Here is a 16,076-nt window from a genome sequence, read left to right on the forward strand (position 1 = left end):
CCCTCGGATGCGCCGCCTCCACCTCCACCTCCGCCGCCTCCGCCGCCCCCGCCGGTGTACGTTCCGCCGCCGCCGGCGCCGAACGTCAGCGCGTGCGTCAACGTCGGGCGTCGGGTAAGCGTGAGCGGTTGCATCTGAGGCCTGGTCCATCTGCTTGACTGACGGCCGTGGACCGCGCTTCGTTCGACCGTCTCTTCGATATGACCGGCCGCACCGTGATCGTCACGGGCGGCACCAGGGGCATCGGCCTTGCGCTGGCCGAGGGCTTCGTCCTGGCCGGCGCGCGCGTCGTGGTGGCCAGCCGCAAACCGGAGGCCTGCGAACAGGCTGCGCAACATCTGCGCGGTCTCGGGGGCCAAGCCGTCGGCGTGCCCACCCATTTGGGTGAGGTCGACGCCCTCGAGGCGCTGGTGCAGCGGACCGTCGACGAGTACGGCGGAATCGACGTGGTGGTCAACAACGCCGCCAATGCCCTGGCGCAACCCTTGGGTGAGATGACGCCCGACGCCCTGACGAAGTCGTTCGAGGTCAACCTGCGCGGGCCGGTGTTCCTGGTGCAGGCGGCCCTGCCTCATCTCAAGGCCAGCGCGAAAGCCAGTGTGATCAACATGGTTTCGGTCGGTGCGTTCAACTTCTCGGCGTTGACCTCGATCTACTCCGCCAACAAGGCCGCGCTGATGTCGTTCACCAGGTCGATGGCCGCCGAGTTCGCGCCCTCGGGCATTCGGGTGAACGCGATCGCTCCCGGGCCGGTGGACACCGACATGATGCGCAACAACCCGCAGGAGGTCGTCGACGGGATGGCGCGCAGCACGTTCCTCAAACGGCTCGCATCACCCGACGAAATGGTCGGCACCGCGCTGCTCTTGGCTTCGGATGCCGGCAGCTACATCACCGGTACGGTCATGATCGTGGACGGCGGCGGAACGCCTCGCTAGCTTCGCGCATCTCGCCGCTGGTCGAGGCCAGGATCTGGCTGCGGTTCTCCAGGTGCAGGGCCGCTTCCAGGCTCGACGCCTCGAGGTTGGCCCACAGCACCTGCTTCGTCGACTCGAGGCCGAACTTGCCGTAGCCGCAGAGCGTCTCGGCGATCGCCATGGCATCGAAGACGACCGCTTCGTCGGTCGACACCCGCGACACCAGCCCGAGCCGTAAGGCCTCCAGCGCGTCGACCGCCCGTGCCGTGAGGATCAGATCGAATGCGGGACCGGCGCCGATGATCCGGGGAAGCGTATAGCTGACCCCGATGTCGCAGCCGCCGAGACCCAGCTTGATGAACTGGGTGCAAAAGCGCGCCGACTCCGAGGCGATCCGGATGTCGCAGGCCAGCGCGATGCCCATCCCGCCGCCGTACGCGACCCCGTTGACCGCGGCGATCACGGGTTGGCGCAGCCGGTGGATGCGGGCGGTCAGGTCGGCGATGCGCTCCTGCCAGCGCATACCCGAACGCGGAAACTCCGTGCCCTGGCCTGTCTTCTGCGGATTGGGATCGGTCAGGTCCAGACCCGAGCAGAAACCGCGTCCGGCGCCGGTGAGCACGACGACGCGGCAGTCGTTGTTGGAACCGATCTGCTCCAGCGTCGCGTGGAGGTCCTCGACGAGTTCGTAGGACAGCGCGTTGAGTTTCTCGGGCCGGTTCAGCGTGAGCACGGCGATGTCGGGACGGGGGTAGGCAACTTCGAGGTGCGGCATGCGCACACGCTAACCCGCACCCTGTCTCACACGGTGCTGCGCCATCCGGCGACCCCGACAGCGATCATCCGCAGCTGTTTGACGGCCACCCGTTTGATCTCGTTGAGCGCGGCCTGGTCGTGGGCGTCCTCGATGGCTTCGGCGATCACGATCATCGCGTTGACGAACAGGCTCGCCAGGATGTTGAGATCCTCGCTGCTCCACGTGTTGAGGTTCGGGAAGCGGGCCAGGTCGATCGCGAGCTCGGAGGTGATCAGCCGGATCTCGGTGCGGATGGCGTAGCGCAGAACAGTGACGCCGCTGTTTCGTTCGCGGCCGATGAAGCGCCAGTGTTCGCGGCGTTCGTTCACGCCGTCGATGAGGATGTCGACGCTGGACTCGATGACCCGCTTGGGGTCGAGCCTGCCCGCGCGGGCCCCCCGCAGCATGTCGCGCAGGCTGCGGAACGACTCGTCGATGAGGACGAGGCCGAGGGCTTCCATCGACTCGAAATGCCGGTAGAACGCCGCGGGCACGATGCCGGCTTCTCGCGTGACCTCGCGCAGGCTCAGCGCGGAGAAGCTGCGCTCCTCGAGCAGTTTGAGGGCGGCCGCGACGATCGCCTGCCGGGTGGCCTCCTTGCGCTCCTCGCGGGACATGGTCGCCCGCGGGTGCTCGCGCGAACGTGACCGTCCCGACCGGCTCGACCGTGAGCCAGGCGTACGACTGTTCACTGTGTGAAACCTACCACAACCTGGGTGAATGGGTTGACGAGGTGCTGCACACCCCCGCACAGTGTACATATGTTCACTCAAACTTTGACCCGTGGCCTGCGGGAAAGGGTGCTCGGGTCGCCGCTGGTCGACCTGCTCACCGGGCCCCACGGGGTGGACCGATACACCGAGCTCGTCGCGCCCACCTGGACGCGGGGCGACGCCCGAGCCGAGGTCGTCGCGGTGCGGCGGCAGACCCCGCGCAGCGTCACCCTCACCCTGGAGCCGAATCAGGCGTTCACCGGTTTCCGCGCCGGACAGCACGTCAACCTCACGGTCGAGATCGACGGTCGCCGTCGCACCCGGCCGTACTCGCCGGCCAACGCCGAGGGGGACCGCTACCTCGAGCTGACGGTGGGCCGCCACGACGGGGGCCTGGTCTCCGGCTACCTGTGCGACCACGCCCGCCCCGGCATGGTGGTGGGTCTGGACTCGGTCGGCGGCGACTTCGTGGTTCCCGATGACCCTCCGCGGCGCATCCTGTTCGTGTCCGGCGGGAGCGGAATCACCCCGGTGATGTCGATGCTGCGGACACTGCGGGCGGGCGGGTTCCGCGGCGAGACCGCGTTCATCCACTACGCCCGCTCCGCCGAGGAGGCGTGCTACCGCGCCGAGCTCGACACCATGACGGGCGTGCGGGTGCTGCACGGCTACACGCGGTCGACGGCCGGCTCCGACCTGACCGGTCGCTTCGGCCCCGCGCATCTGGAGGCGGCAATGCCCGACCCGGACGCGGTGTTCGTCTGCGGCCCGCCCGAACTGGCCTTCGCCGTGCGTGAGCACTGCACGAACGTGCGCTCGGAGAGCTTCGTCCCCCCGACGTACACCGTGCCCGCCGAACCCTCGGGCGGCACGATCACGTTCGCCGACAGCGGGGTGGCGGTGACCGACGACGGTCGCCCGCTGCTGGAGCAGGCCGAAGACGCGGGCCTGGCCCCCGAAAGCGGATGCCGAATGGGCATCTGCCACAGCTGCACCCGCCGCAAGACGCGCGGCGTGGTGAAGAACATGGTCACCGGCGCGATGTCCGCCGCGGAGGAGGAAGACGTGCAGATCTGCGTCTCGGCCCCCGTCGGCGACGTCGACCTCGCGCTGTAGAACCGAAAGGAGTTCGACATGACCGTCATCACCGACATCACTTCGAAACCGCCCACCCTCGAAAAGACGGTGGCGGGCAAGAAGATCAGTTTGACCGCCGAGCAGGCCGAGGCGTTCGGCCGCGAACTCGACGCACTCAAGGAGCGCGTGATCGCCGACCTCGGCGAGCGCGACGCCACCTACATCCGTCGAATCATCAAGACCCAGCGCGCTTTCGAGATCGGCGGGCGGGCCCTGCTGTTCGGCGGGGTGTTCCCGCCGTTCTGGCTGGCGGGCACCGCGCTGCTGGGACTGTCGAAGATCCTCGACAACATGGAGATCGGCCACAACGTCATGCACGGTCAATACGACTGGATGGGTGACCCGAACATCTCCAGCCGGGGTTTCGAATGGGACACCGCGTGCCCGGGCGAGCAGTGGCGCCACTCGCACAACTACATGCACCACACCTACACCAACATCGTCGGCATGGACCGCGACGTCGGTTACGGCATCCTGCGGATGAGCAAGGACCAGAAGTGGACGCCGTACTTCCTCGGCAACCCCGTCTACGCCTTCCTTCTGATGGTGCTGTTCCAGTACGGCGTCGCGCTGCACGAACTGGAGACCGAGCGCATCCGCGCCGGGGAGATCACGATCGCGGACAAGCGCGAAATCCTCGAGGGCATCTGGCGCAAGACCAAACGCCAGACACTCAAGGATTACGTCGCGTTCCCGCTGCTGGCCGGGCCGTTCGCGCCGTGGGTGGTCGCGGGGAACCTGACCGCTAACCTGATGCGCAACGTGTGGGCGTACATGATCATCTTCTGCGGCCACTTCCCCGACGACGTGCAGGAGTTCTCCGTGGAGGAGACCAAGGCCGAAACGCGGGGCCAGTGGTACTTCCGGCAGGTGCTGGGCTCGGCGAACCTGACGGGCGGAAGGCTGTTCCACATTCTCAGCGGAAACCTGTCGTTCCAGATCGAGCACCATCTGTTCCCCGACATCCCAGCGCACCGCCTGGCCGAGATCTCCGAAGAGGTCAAGGACATCTGCACCCGCTACGGAATCCCGTACAACGCGGGGTCGCTGCCGCGGCAGTTCGCGACGGTGGTGCGCAAGATCGTCCGGTTGGCGCTGCCGTAGCGACCCCGGGCGCGGCGAGACTGCGGTATCTGACGAGAATCGGCCGAAATCCGTCACAAACCGCATTCTCGGCGCGCTTCGGCGCGGGTCAGGTCTGGCAGACCGGACACCAGTACGAGACGCGATCGCCCGGGCTGCCGGGGCGCGGGGAGTCCGACTCGATGGGCGTGCCGCACCGGCGGCACGGTCGGCCACGCCGGCCATAGACCCACAAGTCACGACCGCCGCGGGTGTCGCCGGTTGTGGTGCGGTTGACGCGGGACCTGTTCAGCCACAGCATGTCTCGGGCCCGTTGCACCATTCGCAGCGGGTCCTTGACCCTGCCGACCGGAGTGGTGGGCAGGTAGCCGGTGACGAAGCAGAGCTCGTTGGCGTAGACGTTGCCGACGCCCGCCATCACCCGCTGGTCCAGTAGCGCCTCGGCCAGTGGCCGCTGCGGATCCGCGATCAGGTTGTCCCTGGCGACCCGCGGTTCCCAGTCATCGCCCAGCAGGTCCGGTCCGAGGTGGGCGACGGCCTCCATATCGTGGTCGCGCTGCAGAATCTCCAGCACGCCGAGGTCGACACCGGCGGCGCGGGAGTCGCTGGTGTGCAACAGGATCCGGATCTTGTACTCGGGCACCCGCCGAATCTGCCCGCCGATCAGCCAGGCGCCCTCCATCTTCAAATGGGAGTGAATGCTGGCGTCACCGGCGCGGATGAACAGATGCTTACCGCGGCTGATCACCTCGTCGACGACACAACCCGTCAGGTCGACCGTCGCGAACTTGGGCACCCGCACGTCGCAGCGCGTGAGCTGCTTGCCCACCAGTGCCTCACGCAGTTTGGTGGCGGTGCGGTAGACCGTGTCGCCTTCGGGCATGCGTCAGCGCAACCGCAGGCCGCGCGGCGTCCGGGCGAACCCGGCGCCCAGCAGGGCATCGTGGACCGCAGCGCGCTCACCCTCGGCGCCCGGTTCGAGCACGGGAACACCGTTGACCTTCTCGACGAGGAACGATCCGGCCCGGCCGCTGCTGACCAGATCGGCCAGGGCAGCAGCGGCGGCGATGTGCGCGTCGGTGTCGCCGGTGAAGCTCAGCAGCGAACGTCCGCCGCGTTCGAGGAACCACACCAGTTCGCCGTCGACCATCGCGACCAGTGCACCGGCCTTGCGGCCCGGGCGGTGGGTGACGTCGTCATCGGTTCGCTTTGTCGGCCACGGGAGCGCGGCGCCGTAGGGGTTGGCCGGATCGGCGGCCGCGAGGACGATCGCGTGGTAGTCGCGGTGGTCAGAGTCGACGCTGTCCAAATAGGAGCGCAGGCGGTCCACCGTGGACGCGACGGCGAACTGGGCGCCGCCGAGTGACTCAACGAAATAGCCGCGCTGGCACCGGCCGGCGTCCTCGAACGCCGTCAGCACCTTGTAGAGCATGGCGAAGCCGCCCGGCACGCCTTCGGCGCCAACGGCACCCTTGGTCAGCACCCCGTGGCGCCCGAGCAGCAGTTCGGCTTGAAAGTGTGCGCGCACAGTCGATTCCGGTTCTGCGGCCGGCAGCGCCGACCACCGGCCCGCCACCGTGGGATCGGCGTTACGGGTCTGGGCGTGCGCGACGCTGTAGCTGCTCAACCGCGGCGCCCGTCGCCGCTGCCGGTGCGCGGGGGCGCTCCGGCGTCCCGATGCCCCGCGGGTACCCATCAACTTCGCGCGCACCGGCGCGAACGTGTCGCCGGTGACCCAGCCCGCCCAGATCAGATCCCACAGCGCATTCTTGTGGTCTTCGTTCGGATTGTCGGTGAGCTGACGGAAAAAGAACGCGCCGCCGCGATCGAGCGTTTCGAGGATCGCCCGGTGGCTGTCGGTGAACTCGATCTCGGTGGGGGCGCTCAACGTCAGCGGCGCCGACTCGGCGGAGTGGAAGGCGATCCACCCGTCGCCGCCACCGATCTGGCCGGCCCCCGACCACGTGACCTCACCGGAGGCCAGCAGTTCGTCGAGCATCGCCGGCTGGTAGTCGCGGACGCGCTGACCGAACACCAGCGGCTCGACGGCCGAAGCCGGAATCGGCACGCCGGCAAGCTGATCGATCACGGTGGCGAGCCCGTCGACGCCGCTGCTGTGCGCCGAGCCGACCGACTGCCACGCCGGCAGGAAACGCCCGTAGGCCGCCGTGCTGACCGGCTCGATCTGCGCCCGCAGCGCCGCCAGCGACCGGCGCCGCAGGATCTTGAGCACATCGGCGTCACACCACTGCTCGGCGGCGGTCGGGTCGGCGACCGGCAGATCGGTGAACTCACCGCGAATCAGCTTGCCGTCGATGGCCATCCGGCCCAGCACGTCGGCGGTGACCCGCAGACCCAGACCGAACCGGGCCGCCGCGTCGTGTGTGGTGAACGGGCCTCGCGTGCGCGCGTAGCGGCCCAGCAGCTCACCCAGCGGGTCGTCGACCGATTCGGTGAACGCCGTCGGCACCCCGACCGGTACGGCCACACCGACGCCGTCGCGCAACAGGCCGATGTCCTCGATGGCGATCCACCAGGTCTCGTCGGCGAAGGACACGGTCAACGCCCGTTTGGCGGCGCGCAAGCCGTCGAGCCAGCCGCCGATGTCGGACGTCGTGGCGCGGTCGGCGATCTCGGCCTCGGTCAGCGGGCCCAGCAGCCGCAGCAGGTCGGCGATGCCCTCGGCGTCGCGCGCCTTGCGGTCGTCGCTCAGATGCTGCAGCTGTCGGTTGGTACTCGTGATCACCTGCGGGTCGAGCAGCTCGCGCAGCTCGACACGGCCCAGCAGTTCGGCGAGCAGCACACTGTCCAACGACAGCGCCGCGGCACGGCGTTCGGCCAGGGGGCTGTCGCCCTCGTACATGAATGCGCCGACATAGCCGAACAGCAGCGACGCGGCGAACGGCGACGGCGTTGTGGTCTCCACCTCGACGATGCGCAGCCGGCGCTGGGCGACACGGTGCATCAGCTCGGTGAGCGCGGGCACGTCGTAGACGTCCTGCAGGCATTCCCGCACGGCCTCCAACACGATCGGGAAGTCGGGGTACTTGCGCGCGACGTCGAGCAATTGCGCGGCGCGCTGGCGCTGATGCCACAGCGGGGAGCGCTTGCCCGGATGGCGGCGCGGCAGCAGCAATGCGCGGGCCGCACACTCGCGGAAACGGGAGGCGAACAACGCCGAACCGCCCACCTCGGCGGTGACGATCGGCTCGATCTCGTCGGCGTCGAACACAAACAGGTCGGCACCTGGAGGGGCATCTTCGGTGTCGGGCAGGCGCACGATGATGCCGTCGTCGGAGGCGGTGGGCTTCTCCTCGATGCCGTACCGCTCCCGCAGCCGCCGCGACACCGCCAGCGCGAGTGGCCCGTGCACGCGCAAGCCGTAGGGGGAGTGCAGGATGACGCGCCAGTCGCCGAGCTCGTCGCGGAACCGTTCGACGACGAATGTGGTGTCCGAGGGCACGACGCCGGTCGCCTGGCGCTGGTCGTCGATCAGCTGCCACAGGTTATCGGTGGCGAACTGGTCGAAACCCATTGCGTGACAACGCTGATCGAACTCGTCGCGACCGAGGCGGGCCAGTTCGCCGGTGTACGCCCCGACCGCGGCGCCCAGTTCGGCCGGGCGGCCGACGCCGTCGCCGCGCCAGAACGGGAGTCGCGCCGGCTGACCGGGCGCCGGGAGCACCAGGACCCGGTCGTGGGTGATCTCCGTGATCCGCCAGCTCGTCGCGCCCAGGGAGATCACATCGCCCGGCCGCGACTCGTACACCATCTCCTCGTCGAGTTCCCCGACGCGGGAAGGTTTTTCGGAATCAGTGGCCAGATAGACCGTGAACAGGCCGCGGTCGGGGATCGCGCCGCCGCTGGTGACCGCCAGCCGCTGCGCTCCTGGCCGAGCCGTCAGCGTGCCGGTGTCGCGGTCGTACACCAGGCGGGGCCGCAGCTCGGCGAACTCGGTCGACGGATACTTACCCGACAGCAGATCCAGCGTCGCCTCGAACGCGCTGCGCGGCAGGGTTGCGAACGGGGCGCTGCGCCGCACCGCGTCGAACCAGCGGTCGGCGTCGAGCGGTTCGAGCGCACACGCGGCGACCGTGTGCTGGGCCAGCACGTCGAGCGGGTTGGTCGGCACCCGCATGGTCTCGATCTCACCGGAGAGCATCCGCTTGACCGTCACCGCGCAGCCGATCAGGTCGGTGCGGTGCTTGGGGAACAACACACCCTGGGAGATCTCGCCGACCTGGTGGCCGGCGCGGCCGATGCGCTGCAGCCCGCTGGCCACCGAGGGCGGGGCCTCCACCTGGATCACTAGATCGACTGCGCCCATGTCGATCCCGAGCTCCAGGCTCGAGGTCGCGACGACGGCCTTGAGCCGACCGCTCTTGAGGTCGTCCTCGACGAGCGCGCGCTGTTCCTTGCTGACCGAGCCGTGATGCGCACGGGCCAGCAATGTGGGCGCGCCCGACGCCTGCCCGCTGCCCATGATGTGGGCGGGCGAACCGCCCGCGACTCCGGTGTTGGGTCCCGTCTCGAGCTCCTGGCCGGTGCGCTCAGCGTGGATCTCGTTGAGCCGCGACGTGAGTCGTTCGGCGAGGCGACGCGAGTTGGCGAACACGATCGACGAATTGTGCTCCTCGATCAGGTCGACGATCTTCTCTTCGACGTCGGGCCAGATGGTGTTGTTCTCGAGGTTGGCCATATCGGGCACCGGCACCTGGACCGACAGGTCGAATGTCTTGGCGGCCGGTGGGGCCACGATCGTGGTGCGGGCCTGACCGGACAGGAACCGCGCCACCTCCTCGGGGGGACGGACGGTGGCCGACAAGCCGATCCGCTGCGCGGGCGCGTCGAGAAGTTGATCCAACCGCTCGAGCGACAGCGCGAGGTGGGCGCCGCGTTTGGTGGCCGCGACGGCGTGCACCTCGTCGACGATGACGGTCCGGACGTCGGCCAGCGTGTCGCGCGCCGCCGAGGTCAACATCAGGAACAGCGATTCGGGCGTGGTGATCAGAATGTCGGGCGGTCGTGCGATCAGTTCGCGCCGCTGCGCGGGGGAGGTGTCGCCGGAGCGCACGCCCACGCTGATCTGTGGGGCGGGCACGCCGCGCCGTTCGGCCATGCGGGCGATACCGGTGAGCGGGGTGCGCAGGTTGCGCTCCACGTCGACGGCGAGCGCCTTCAGCGGCGAGACGTACAGCACTTTGGTGCCGGCTCGTGGTTCGGCGGGGACGGAGGCCAACTGGTCGATTGCCCACAGGAACGCCGCGAGCGTCTTACCGGATCCGGTGGGCGCGATGACGAGCGTGTTGTCCCCATCGGCGATCGCCGACCAGGCTTGGGCCTGGGCGGGCGTCGGCTCGGCGAATGTGCCGGTGAACCACTCCCGGGTCAGGTCGCTGAACCGGGCGAGAGGGGATGTGCTCATCGACGTCCATGGTGCACTCCACCACCGACAAGTCCTCGGCGGTTGCGGTGACTCAGCTGTCGCCCAGCGATGCTTGGCGCGCCGAAATCACAGGTCAGCGACGATTCGGTGACACCGCTTCGCGCAGGGGAGAAGGGATACCGGGGACTCGTCCGATGGCGTCGAACAGGGCGTGTGCGCACGCGTCGGCCACGGGACCGGCCTCGATGGACGGGTCCATCAGCCGTTGCCTGCACATCTCGAAGGTGAAGGCCAGCCAGCCGTAGACCGTGATGCGCAGGTCGCGCTCCACCTTGTCGTCCAGGTCGTCGCCGACGGCGGCGTGGATGCGGCCGAGGATGCGGCTGGCTTGACGGTCGTTGTCGGTGTCCTCGATGCCGCGCAGCACGGGATCGGAGCGGCCGGATCCCACGTAGGCGGCCCATGCGCCGTGTGGGTGCTCGTCGTCGTAGCGCAGATAGGCGAGCACCCCCTCACGCACCTGGTCGAAGAGGCTCTGGCCGGGTCGCGGTGCCACGTTGGTGGCCTCGAACAGCCGCTCACCCTCGGCGCGGATCACCGCGGCAAAGAACGCCCGCTTGTCCGGAAAGTAGTGGTACATCAACGCCCGGGACACTCCGGCCCGCTCGGCGATCTCGTCGATGCGAACCTCGTCGTAGGGCCGCTGACCGAACACCTCGGCGCCGAGCGTCAGCAGCTCGCTGCGTCGGTCGGCGGGCGAGAGCCGCCGTCGGGACTCGGCCATGGGCTTCATCGTAGTGAACACATGTCAAACAGCGGATCGTCCGGAGTATTCGGACGGCTGCGGGGTAACCCCGCGCAAGAACAGACATCCCACGAGAGGCCATCGATGAGTTTTCCAGAACAGCAGCAGTCCCCGCCCGGTGTGCAGAGCGAGATGACCCCGACCCCCGACTGCGGCGAGACGAGTTATGAGGGGTCGGGCCGGCTGACCGGTAAGCGCGCGGTCATCACCGGAGGCGACAGCGGAATCGGTCGCGCGGTCGCGATCGCCTACGCGCGCGAGGGCGCCGACGTGCTGATCGCCTACCTGAACGAGGACGGCGACGCCAAGGAGGTCCAGAAGTATGTCGAGGACGCCGGGCGCAAATGTGTGTTGATGCCCGGCGATCTCTCCGACCCGGCGCACTGCCGCGCGGTCGTGGACCGCGCCGTACAGGAATTCGGCGGGATCGATGTGCTCGTCAACAACGCCGCCTACCAGATGACGCACGACACCCTCGACGAGATCAGCAACGAGGAGTGGGATTACACGTTCCGGCTCAACGTCGGGGCGTACTTCTACCTCGTGAAGGCCGCGCTGCCGCACATGGGCGCCGGTGCGTCGATCATCGGCAGTTCCTCGGTGAACTCCGACATGCCCAACCCGAAGCTGGCGCCGTACGCGGCCACCAAGGCGGCGATCGCCAACTTCTCCGCGAGCCTGGCGGAGATGTTGGGCGAGAAGGGTATTCGCGCCAACAGCGTCGCGCCGGGCCCGATCTGGACACCGTTGATCCCGTCGACGATGCCGCCGGAGAAGGTCAAGCAGTTCGGCGAGAACACGCCGTTGGGCCGTGCCGGTCAACCGGTCGAGTTGGCGCCGGTCTACGTGATGCTGGCGTCCGACGAGGCGAGCTACGTGACGGGTGCGCGGATCGCGGTGACCGGCGGCAGGCCGATTCTCTAGCGGGGCGCTTGGCCGCCGGTCGTGCGGTTTCATCCGCGACACGCCGATTTGGCGGATGAAACCGCACGTTCACCATGTTTTCGGGCAGCCGCGGGCGATTAGTGCCTCGCCGACTCGCTCGAGAAATACGCGCGGCTGGTTGTGCAACACGCCGCTGGTCAGCCTGATGTCGTTCCAGCCGAGCCGCGGCAGCAACCAATAGCGTTCGGCATCGGCGGTACGTTGTCGCGGGTCAGTCCAGTGGTGTGCGCCTTCGAAATCCACGCCGACGCGATACTGCGACCATCCCAGATCGATGCGTGCGACCACACGCCCTGACTGGTCGAGCACCCGTATCTGGGTTTCCGGACGCGGAAATCCGGCCTGCACCAGCAGTAGTCGGGTCAGTGATTCGTAGGGCGACTCCGCGCCGCCGTCGACGAGTTCCAGTGTCTGGCGTAGCTGCCGCAAGCCGCGCACGCCGGGATGCCGCTGCGCCACCTCGTCGATGTCGGCGGGCTTGATGTCCGTCGCATTCATCAGCGCGTCGATGCGTTGAACGCCTTCCACGAGCGGGAGCCGGCGGCCGAGGTCGAACGCGGTGCGCTCCGGCGTCGTCACGGGCATCTGGTGGCGCGTCACGATCTCCTCGGGCAACAGTGTGTCGCTGTGGACGGTGATTCTTGGCGGCGGTCGCCGATTCGACAGCACGAGTTCGGCGGCGGCGTCAGGCTCGACCCATTTCGCGCCGAGCAACGCCGACGCCGATAGGCCTGCCAGTACACCTTGTCGGCGTGACCACAGCCAGGCGGCCCTGGCCCGGTCGACGGCCGACAACTCGACGCCCCGCGGCGCCCACACGCCGGGATAGATGCCGGCGTGAAATCGCCGCAGCTCGCGAAACGTCAGTAGTCCCGCGTCGAGCGCCTCGCTTGCTCGAAACGGCCAGTCGAGATCTTCCATGGCCGCAACGGTCGCGCCCCGCCATGACATCTTTCGGGGGGGAGAGCCCACGTTATCCACAGGTTCACCCCCGCGACTGTGCGATCTCATACGCTTTCCGCGGCGTGTCGCGGATGAAACGGCACGTTCGGGGCAATTCGGGCAGTCAGGGCGCCGACGGCTCGAGCAGGCGCCGGATCGTCGACCGTAACCGCGGAAGGTCGGCCCCGCCGATCAGCTCGCATCCGTGAAGCTCGGCGAGTTTGCGTGCGGCGGCGGTGAATTCGTGGTTGGTGACGACCATCGTCTTGGTGCAGTCCTGCATCGGCGCACCCGCCACCACTTCCTGCACGGCGCTCGCGCCGACGGGGCGCGACTGGCGTTTGCACTGGATGGCAAGACGGTCCGGTCGTTTGCCGACGATGATGTCGACTCCCCAGTCTCCGGTGATCGCAGTCATGATCACCGGCGCCCCGCAGGACCGGGCCACCCGCGCCACGTGATCCTCGAACTCCGGCCCCGACATCGCGGCGGTGACGTCCTCGCGGGCACCGGGAGTGCTGGCACCGACGAGGGTGCCGGCGAGGAAGCGTGGGAGCGCCGCGAGTACCAGCGGCGCGACGAGTCCGAGCGCAAGGCTCCACTGCGGGGCGGCCCCGAGCAGCCACGCCCCAACCCCCGCCGCCCCGGCCGCAGCGAGGTACAGCTTTACGGTCACCCGACGGATCGTAAGACGTGACCCCGACATCCCCGCACCGACCGATCCGTTGCTTGTCCGATCAACGAACCGACGATCGTGCTGGAATACACGTGTGCGATCACCGGATTCGGCCCGCGATCATGACTGACGAGTTGCCCGACGCCGACGGGCAGACACCTGTCGAGCAGGCCCTCGCGGGCGGCGACCCCCACCGGGTCGGCTGGTTCCGCTTCTACTTCGCCGACGAACGCTGGGAGTGGTCGCCACAAGTCGAACGGATGCACGGCTACGAGCCGGGTACGACGGAGCCAACCACCGAACTCGTTTTGTCACACAAACATCCAGACGACTACCGCCAGGTGGCGGCGACGTTGGATGAGATCCGCCGTACGTCGGGCGCGTTCTCCACCCGCCACCGGATCATCGACACCGACGGCGAGGTGCACCACGTCGTCGTGGTCGGCGATCAACTCTTCAACGACAGCGATCAGGTGGTGGGCACCCACGGGTTCTATGTCGACGTCACCCCGTCCACATTGGAGCGCCGCGACCGGGCGTTCAGCGCCGCGGTCACCGAGATGGCGGAGGCTCGCGGCCCGATCGAGCAGGCCAAGGGAATGCTGATGCTCATCTACCGGATCTCGGCCGATTCGGCGTTCGAGTTGCTCCGCTGGCGTTCGCAGGAGACCAACACCAAGCTGCGGATCTTCGCCGAGCAAATCGCCAGGGATTTCCTCGGGCTGACCTATGACGAGGAGTTGCCACCGCGCTCCACCTACGACAGGCTGCTGCTCACCGCACACCATCGCGTCCAAGATTGAGGTTTATCGGACGTTTCGACCGGGAACCCTGCGCTGCGTCAAACCCACTCCGCTGATTCGGTAGCAAATTCGGGAGTCTCTCGTCGTGTACCACAGTCCCAGCGAGCTGAGACAAGTCGACACCGGCATCCGCGACGCGGCACGGTTCGCCCTCGGGATCGGCGCCACCGGCGCGATCTTCCTGATCGGCGCCATGGTGTGGGTGAGTACGTGCCAGGGCGCGACGGCCGACAGCCTGGCTTGCGGGACGCCCCAGCGAACGCTTCTGGCGCTCGCGGCGCCCGCCGTTCTGTTCGCCGGCGGGCTGCGGGCGTTCTTCCGCGCCCATCTGAACTGGCGCAGGGGTGAAATGTCGTCGGCATGGCAAGGCGCGGGATGGTTCCTGCTGACGTCGATGCTGCTGGTGCTGATGACGAGCATGCCCGCACTCACCGGGTTCGCGGTATTCGGCGGATGAGTGCGCCCGCGGACGCTGATCGACCGTTGACCGCCGTGGCGTTGGTGTGCAGCCTCAAGCCCAGCCCCGCCGAGTCGAGCAGCGCGTTGATGGCCGATCACATCTGCGAGAACCTGCGCGCTGCGGGTGTCGAGACCGAGGTGCTGCGCTGCGTCGACTACGCGATCGCACCGGGTGTCGAGGCTGACATGGGCGACGGCGACGAATGGCCCCGCATCCGCGAGAAGCTGCTGCGCGCCGACATCCTGGTGTTGTCCACCCCGATCTGGCTGGGCCATCCGGCCAGCGTGACGCAGCGTGTGCTGGAACGGCTCGATGCGGAACTGTCGAACACCGACGACGCGGGCCGGCCGACCATGGTCGGCAAGGTCGCGGTCGTGGGCGTCGTCGGCAACGAGGACGGCGCGCACAAAGTGATCGCCGACTGCTTCCAAGGCCTCAACGACATCGGCTACACCATTCCGGCCCAGGGCGGCACCTACTGGACCGGCGAAGCGATGCAGAGCACGGACTACAAAGACCTCGACGAGGTGCCCGAGCCCGTCGCGTCGACGACTGCCGCGTTGGCCCGCAACGCCGCTCATCTGGCCAGAGCCCTGCGGGCCGACCAGTACCCGCCGTACCAGTGACGGCCGGTTTCTGTCCCTGGATGGTCGGGTAGTTCTAGCGTTGTCAGTAGCCCATGTCCGGGTGGAGGTATGCCGAGAGAGGAGTACCGATGAAGAGCCCGAAGGATCCCGTCGACCACGCGAGAACGACCCGTCCACATGCGGGGGAGTCGATGAAGGACACCAAGAACATGCCGGGGCTGATCCTCATCGGCGTGGCCCTGGTGCTGTTCGTCTCTGCGCTGGCGGCTCACGGCGCCGGCCACCACGGGGTGGGCATCGGCCTCGGCTGCGGCTCCGCTGCGCTGTTCATCATCGGCGGCGGCTGGCTGCTCGTCGAGCATCTACGGGTGCGCAAGATCGAAGAGCGTTGGTACGCAGAACATCCCGACGCGCAACGGCAAAAACCGAGTAGTTGACGCACCGAAGAGAAAAGCCCAGCCGAATCGGCTGGGCTTTTCTGATGTGAATCGAATTACTGCTCGTTTTCCTGGCGCTTCTCGGCGGCCTCGGCGCCGGCGCGTGCGGATTCCGCCTCGGCTTCCTTCTTGGCGGCGTCCTGCTGGGCGTCGGCCTTGTCCTGCTGGGCCTTGCCCTCGCGAACCATGTCGTCACGGCCGGTGACGGTGCCGACGGTTTCCTTGGCCTTGCCCTTCACGTCTTCGACGACGCCCTTGATGCCTTCTTCAGGGCCACTGTTCTTCTCGGTCATGTTCACCTTCCGCATTGCAGTGGTTCAGTCCAATCACGAGGAACTTCCTCGCGCAGGTGTCGGGTTCCCGAGGGCCTGAACGACTAAACGCTCGCC

Annotated in this window: 16 protein-coding genes and 1 pseudogene; 9 read left to right on the forward strand and 8 right to left on the reverse strand. The window is 68.0% G+C overall.

The genetic code is table 11. The annotated features are described in order from the left end of the window. Together AU072_RS28500 and AU072_RS02710 are read left to right on the forward strand one after the other, a co-directional pair. Positions 1 to 138, forward strand: a pseudogene (locus AU072_RS28500) (RNA-binding protein); the annotation flags it as partial. A gap of 29 nt (positions 139 to 167) precedes the next feature. Then, positions 168 to 938 (forward strand): SDR family NAD(P)-dependent oxidoreductase, encoded by a 771-nt coding sequence (locus tag AU072_RS02710; RefSeq protein WP_064412358.1) that lies wholly within the window; start codon positions 168 to 170, stop codon positions 936 to 938. Here AU072_RS02710 and AU072_RS02715 read toward each other — a convergent pair. Both AU072_RS02715 and AU072_RS02720 read right to left on the reverse strand, forming a co-directional pair. Continuing rightward, positions 904 to 1,692 carry an enoyl-CoA hydratase/isomerase family protein gene (locus tag AU072_RS02715; protein WP_064412359.1) on the reverse strand — a complete coding sequence of 263 codons (789 nt, stop codon included), beginning with the start codon at positions 1,690 to 1,692 and terminating at the stop codon, positions 904 to 906. The genes AU072_RS02710 and AU072_RS02715 overlap by 35 nt on opposite strands. A 26-nt stretch (positions 1,693 to 1,718) precedes the next feature. Continuing rightward, the gene (locus tag AU072_RS02720; protein ID WP_064412360.1) at positions 1,719 to 2,405 is read right to left on the reverse strand and encodes a TetR family transcriptional regulator; all 687 of its coding nucleotides are present in this window, start codon (positions 2,403 to 2,405) and stop codon (positions 1,719 to 1,721) included. A 69-nt stretch (positions 2,406 to 2,474) separates the two neighbouring features. On the opposite strand from AU072_RS02720, the gene AU072_RS02725 reads away from it, so the two are divergent. Together AU072_RS02725 and AU072_RS02730 are read left to right on the forward strand one after the other, a co-directional pair. Next, complete coding sequence (locus AU072_RS02725; protein WP_064412361.1) at positions 2,475 to 3,542, forward strand: ferredoxin reductase; 1,068 nt, start codon at positions 2,475 to 2,477, stop codon at positions 3,540 to 3,542. Positions 3,543 to 3,560: 18 nt separating this feature from the next. Beyond that, a complete protein-coding gene (locus AU072_RS02730) occupies positions 3,561 to 4,667 on the forward strand; it encodes a fatty acid desaturase family protein (protein ID WP_064412362.1) in 1,107 nt (368 codons plus the stop codon). An 88-nt stretch (positions 4,668 to 4,755) separates the two neighbouring features. Here AU072_RS02730 and nei2 read toward each other — a convergent pair whose 3' ends face one another. From nei2 to AU072_RS02745, 3 genes are all read right to left on the reverse strand, one after another. Further along, the gene (gene nei2, locus AU072_RS02735; RefSeq protein ID WP_064412363.1) at positions 4,756 to 5,529 is read right to left on the reverse strand and encodes an endonuclease VIII Nei2; all 774 of its coding nucleotides are present in this window, start codon (positions 5,527 to 5,529) and stop codon (positions 4,756 to 4,758) included. A gap of 3 nt (positions 5,530 to 5,532) precedes the next feature. Continuing rightward, positions 5,533 to 10,071, reverse strand: a complete 4,539-nt coding sequence (locus AU072_RS02740) for an ATP-dependent helicase (protein ID WP_064412364.1) — start codon at positions 10,069 to 10,071, stop codon at positions 5,533 to 5,535. A gap of 94 nt (positions 10,072 to 10,165) precedes the next feature. Further along, the gene (locus AU072_RS02745; protein ID WP_064412506.1) at positions 10,166 to 10,816 is read right to left on the reverse strand and encodes a TetR/AcrR family transcriptional regulator; all 651 of its coding nucleotides are present in this window, start codon (positions 10,814 to 10,816) and stop codon (positions 10,166 to 10,168) included. 105 nt (positions 10,817 to 10,921) lie between these two features. Between AU072_RS02745 and AU072_RS02750 the strand changes: the two genes are divergently transcribed. Next, the gene (locus tag AU072_RS02750; RefSeq protein WP_064412365.1) at positions 10,922 to 11,761 is read left to right on the forward strand and encodes an SDR family oxidoreductase; all 840 of its coding nucleotides are present in this window, start codon (positions 10,922 to 10,924) and stop codon (positions 11,759 to 11,761) included. Positions 11,762 to 11,830: 69 nt separating this feature from the next. Here the strand turns inward: AU072_RS02750 and AU072_RS02755 are convergent, their stop codons facing one another. Both AU072_RS02755 and AU072_RS02760 read right to left on the reverse strand, forming a co-directional pair. Next, a complete protein-coding gene (locus AU072_RS02755; RefSeq protein WP_064412366.1) occupies positions 11,831 to 12,703 on the reverse strand; it encodes a type IV toxin-antitoxin system AbiEi family antitoxin in 873 nt (290 codons plus the stop codon). Between the two features lie 145 nt (positions 12,704 to 12,848). Further along, a complete protein-coding gene (locus AU072_RS02760; protein ID WP_064412367.1) occupies positions 12,849 to 13,430 on the reverse strand; it encodes a restriction endonuclease in 582 nt (193 codons plus the stop codon). A 92-nt stretch (positions 13,431 to 13,522) separates the two neighbouring features. Here AU072_RS02760 and AU072_RS02765 point away from each other — a divergent pair, with 92 nt between their 5' ends. The 4 genes from AU072_RS02765 to usfY all read left to right on the forward strand — a co-directional run bounded on the left by AU072_RS02765 (position 13,523) and on the right by usfY (position 15,687). Beyond that, positions 13,523 to 14,203, forward strand: coding sequence for a PAS and ANTAR domain-containing protein (locus AU072_RS02765; RefSeq protein WP_064412507.1), 681 nt, complete (start codon positions 13,523 to 13,525; stop codon positions 14,201 to 14,203). Between the two features lie 85 nt (positions 14,204 to 14,288). Then, a complete protein-coding gene (locus tag AU072_RS02770) occupies positions 14,289 to 14,660 on the forward strand; it encodes a hypothetical protein (protein WP_064412368.1) in 372 nt (123 codons plus the stop codon). After that, entirely contained in the window at positions 14,657 to 15,289 is a 633-nt protein-coding gene (locus AU072_RS02775) for a flavodoxin family protein (RefSeq protein ID WP_064412369.1), read from the forward strand. The genes AU072_RS02770 and AU072_RS02775 overlap by 4 nt, the downstream gene beginning before the upstream one ends. An 89-nt stretch (positions 15,290 to 15,378) precedes the next feature. Further along, on the forward strand, positions 15,379 to 15,687 hold the full coding sequence (gene usfY, locus AU072_RS02780) for a protein UsfY (RefSeq protein ID WP_064412370.1): 309 nt from the start codon (positions 15,379 to 15,381) through the stop codon (positions 15,685 to 15,687). 56 nt (positions 15,688 to 15,743) lie between these two features. On the opposite strand, the gene mbp1 is transcribed toward usfY, so the two are convergent. Beyond that, the gene (gene mbp1, locus AU072_RS02785) at positions 15,744 to 15,980 is read right to left on the reverse strand and encodes a microaggregate-binding protein 1 (RefSeq protein ID WP_064400879.1); all 237 of its coding nucleotides are present in this window, start codon (positions 15,978 to 15,980) and stop codon (positions 15,744 to 15,746) included. Between the last annotated feature and the right edge of the window lie 96 nt (positions 15,981 to 16,076).

Origin of the sequence: Mycolicibacterium novocastrense (assembly GCF_001499835.1) — a bacterium.
GTDB classification, from domain to species: Bacteria; Actinomycetota; Actinomycetes; order Mycobacteriales; family Mycobacteriaceae; genus Mycobacterium; species Mycobacterium novocastrense.

Excerpts from the sequence above, each read along its gene's own strand:
- AU072_RS02715 (WP_064412359.1), bottom strand. The coding sequence starts at position 1,692 with ATGCCGCACCTCGAAGTTGCCTACCCCCGTCCCGACATCGCCGTGCTC.
- AU072_RS02725 (WP_064412361.1), top strand. The coding sequence starts at position 2,475 with ATGTTCACTCAAACTTTGACCCGTGGCCTGCGGGAAAGGGTGCTCGGG.
- AU072_RS02730 (WP_064412362.1), top strand. The coding sequence starts at position 3,561 with ATGACCGTCATCACCGACATCACTTCGAAACCGCCCACCCTCGAAAAG.
- nei2 (WP_064412363.1), bottom strand. The coding sequence starts at position 5,529 with ATGCCCGAAGGCGACACGGTCTACCGCACCGCCACCAAACTGCGTGAG.
- AU072_RS02740 (WP_064412364.1), bottom strand. The coding sequence starts at position 10,071 with ATGAGCACATCCCCTCTCGCCCGGTTCAGCGACCTGACCCGGGAGTGG.
- AU072_RS02745 (WP_064412506.1), bottom strand. The coding sequence starts at position 10,816 with ATGGCCGAGTCCCGACGGCGGCTCTCGCCCGCCGACCGACGCAGCGAG.
- AU072_RS02750 (WP_064412365.1), top strand. The coding sequence starts at position 10,922 with ATGAGTTTTCCAGAACAGCAGCAGTCCCCGCCCGGTGTGCAGAGCGAG.
- AU072_RS02755 (WP_064412366.1), bottom strand. The coding sequence starts at position 12,703 with ATGGAAGATCTCGACTGGCCGTTTCGAGCAAGCGAGGCGCTCGACGCG.
- AU072_RS02760 (WP_064412367.1), bottom strand. The coding sequence starts at position 13,430 with ATGTCGGGGTCACGTCTTACGATCCGTCGGGTGACCGTAAAGCTGTAC.
- AU072_RS02765 (WP_064412507.1), top strand. The coding sequence starts at position 13,523 with ATGACTGACGAGTTGCCCGACGCCGACGGGCAGACACCTGTCGAGCAG.
- AU072_RS02775 (WP_064412369.1), top strand. The coding sequence starts at position 14,657 with ATGAGTGCGCCCGCGGACGCTGATCGACCGTTGACCGCCGTGGCGTTG.
- usfY (WP_064412370.1), top strand. The coding sequence starts at position 15,379 with ATGAAGAGCCCGAAGGATCCCGTCGACCACGCGAGAACGACCCGTCCA.
- mbp1 (WP_064400879.1), bottom strand. The coding sequence starts at position 15,980 with ATGACCGAGAAGAACAGTGGCCCTGAAGAAGGCATCAAGGGCGTCGTC.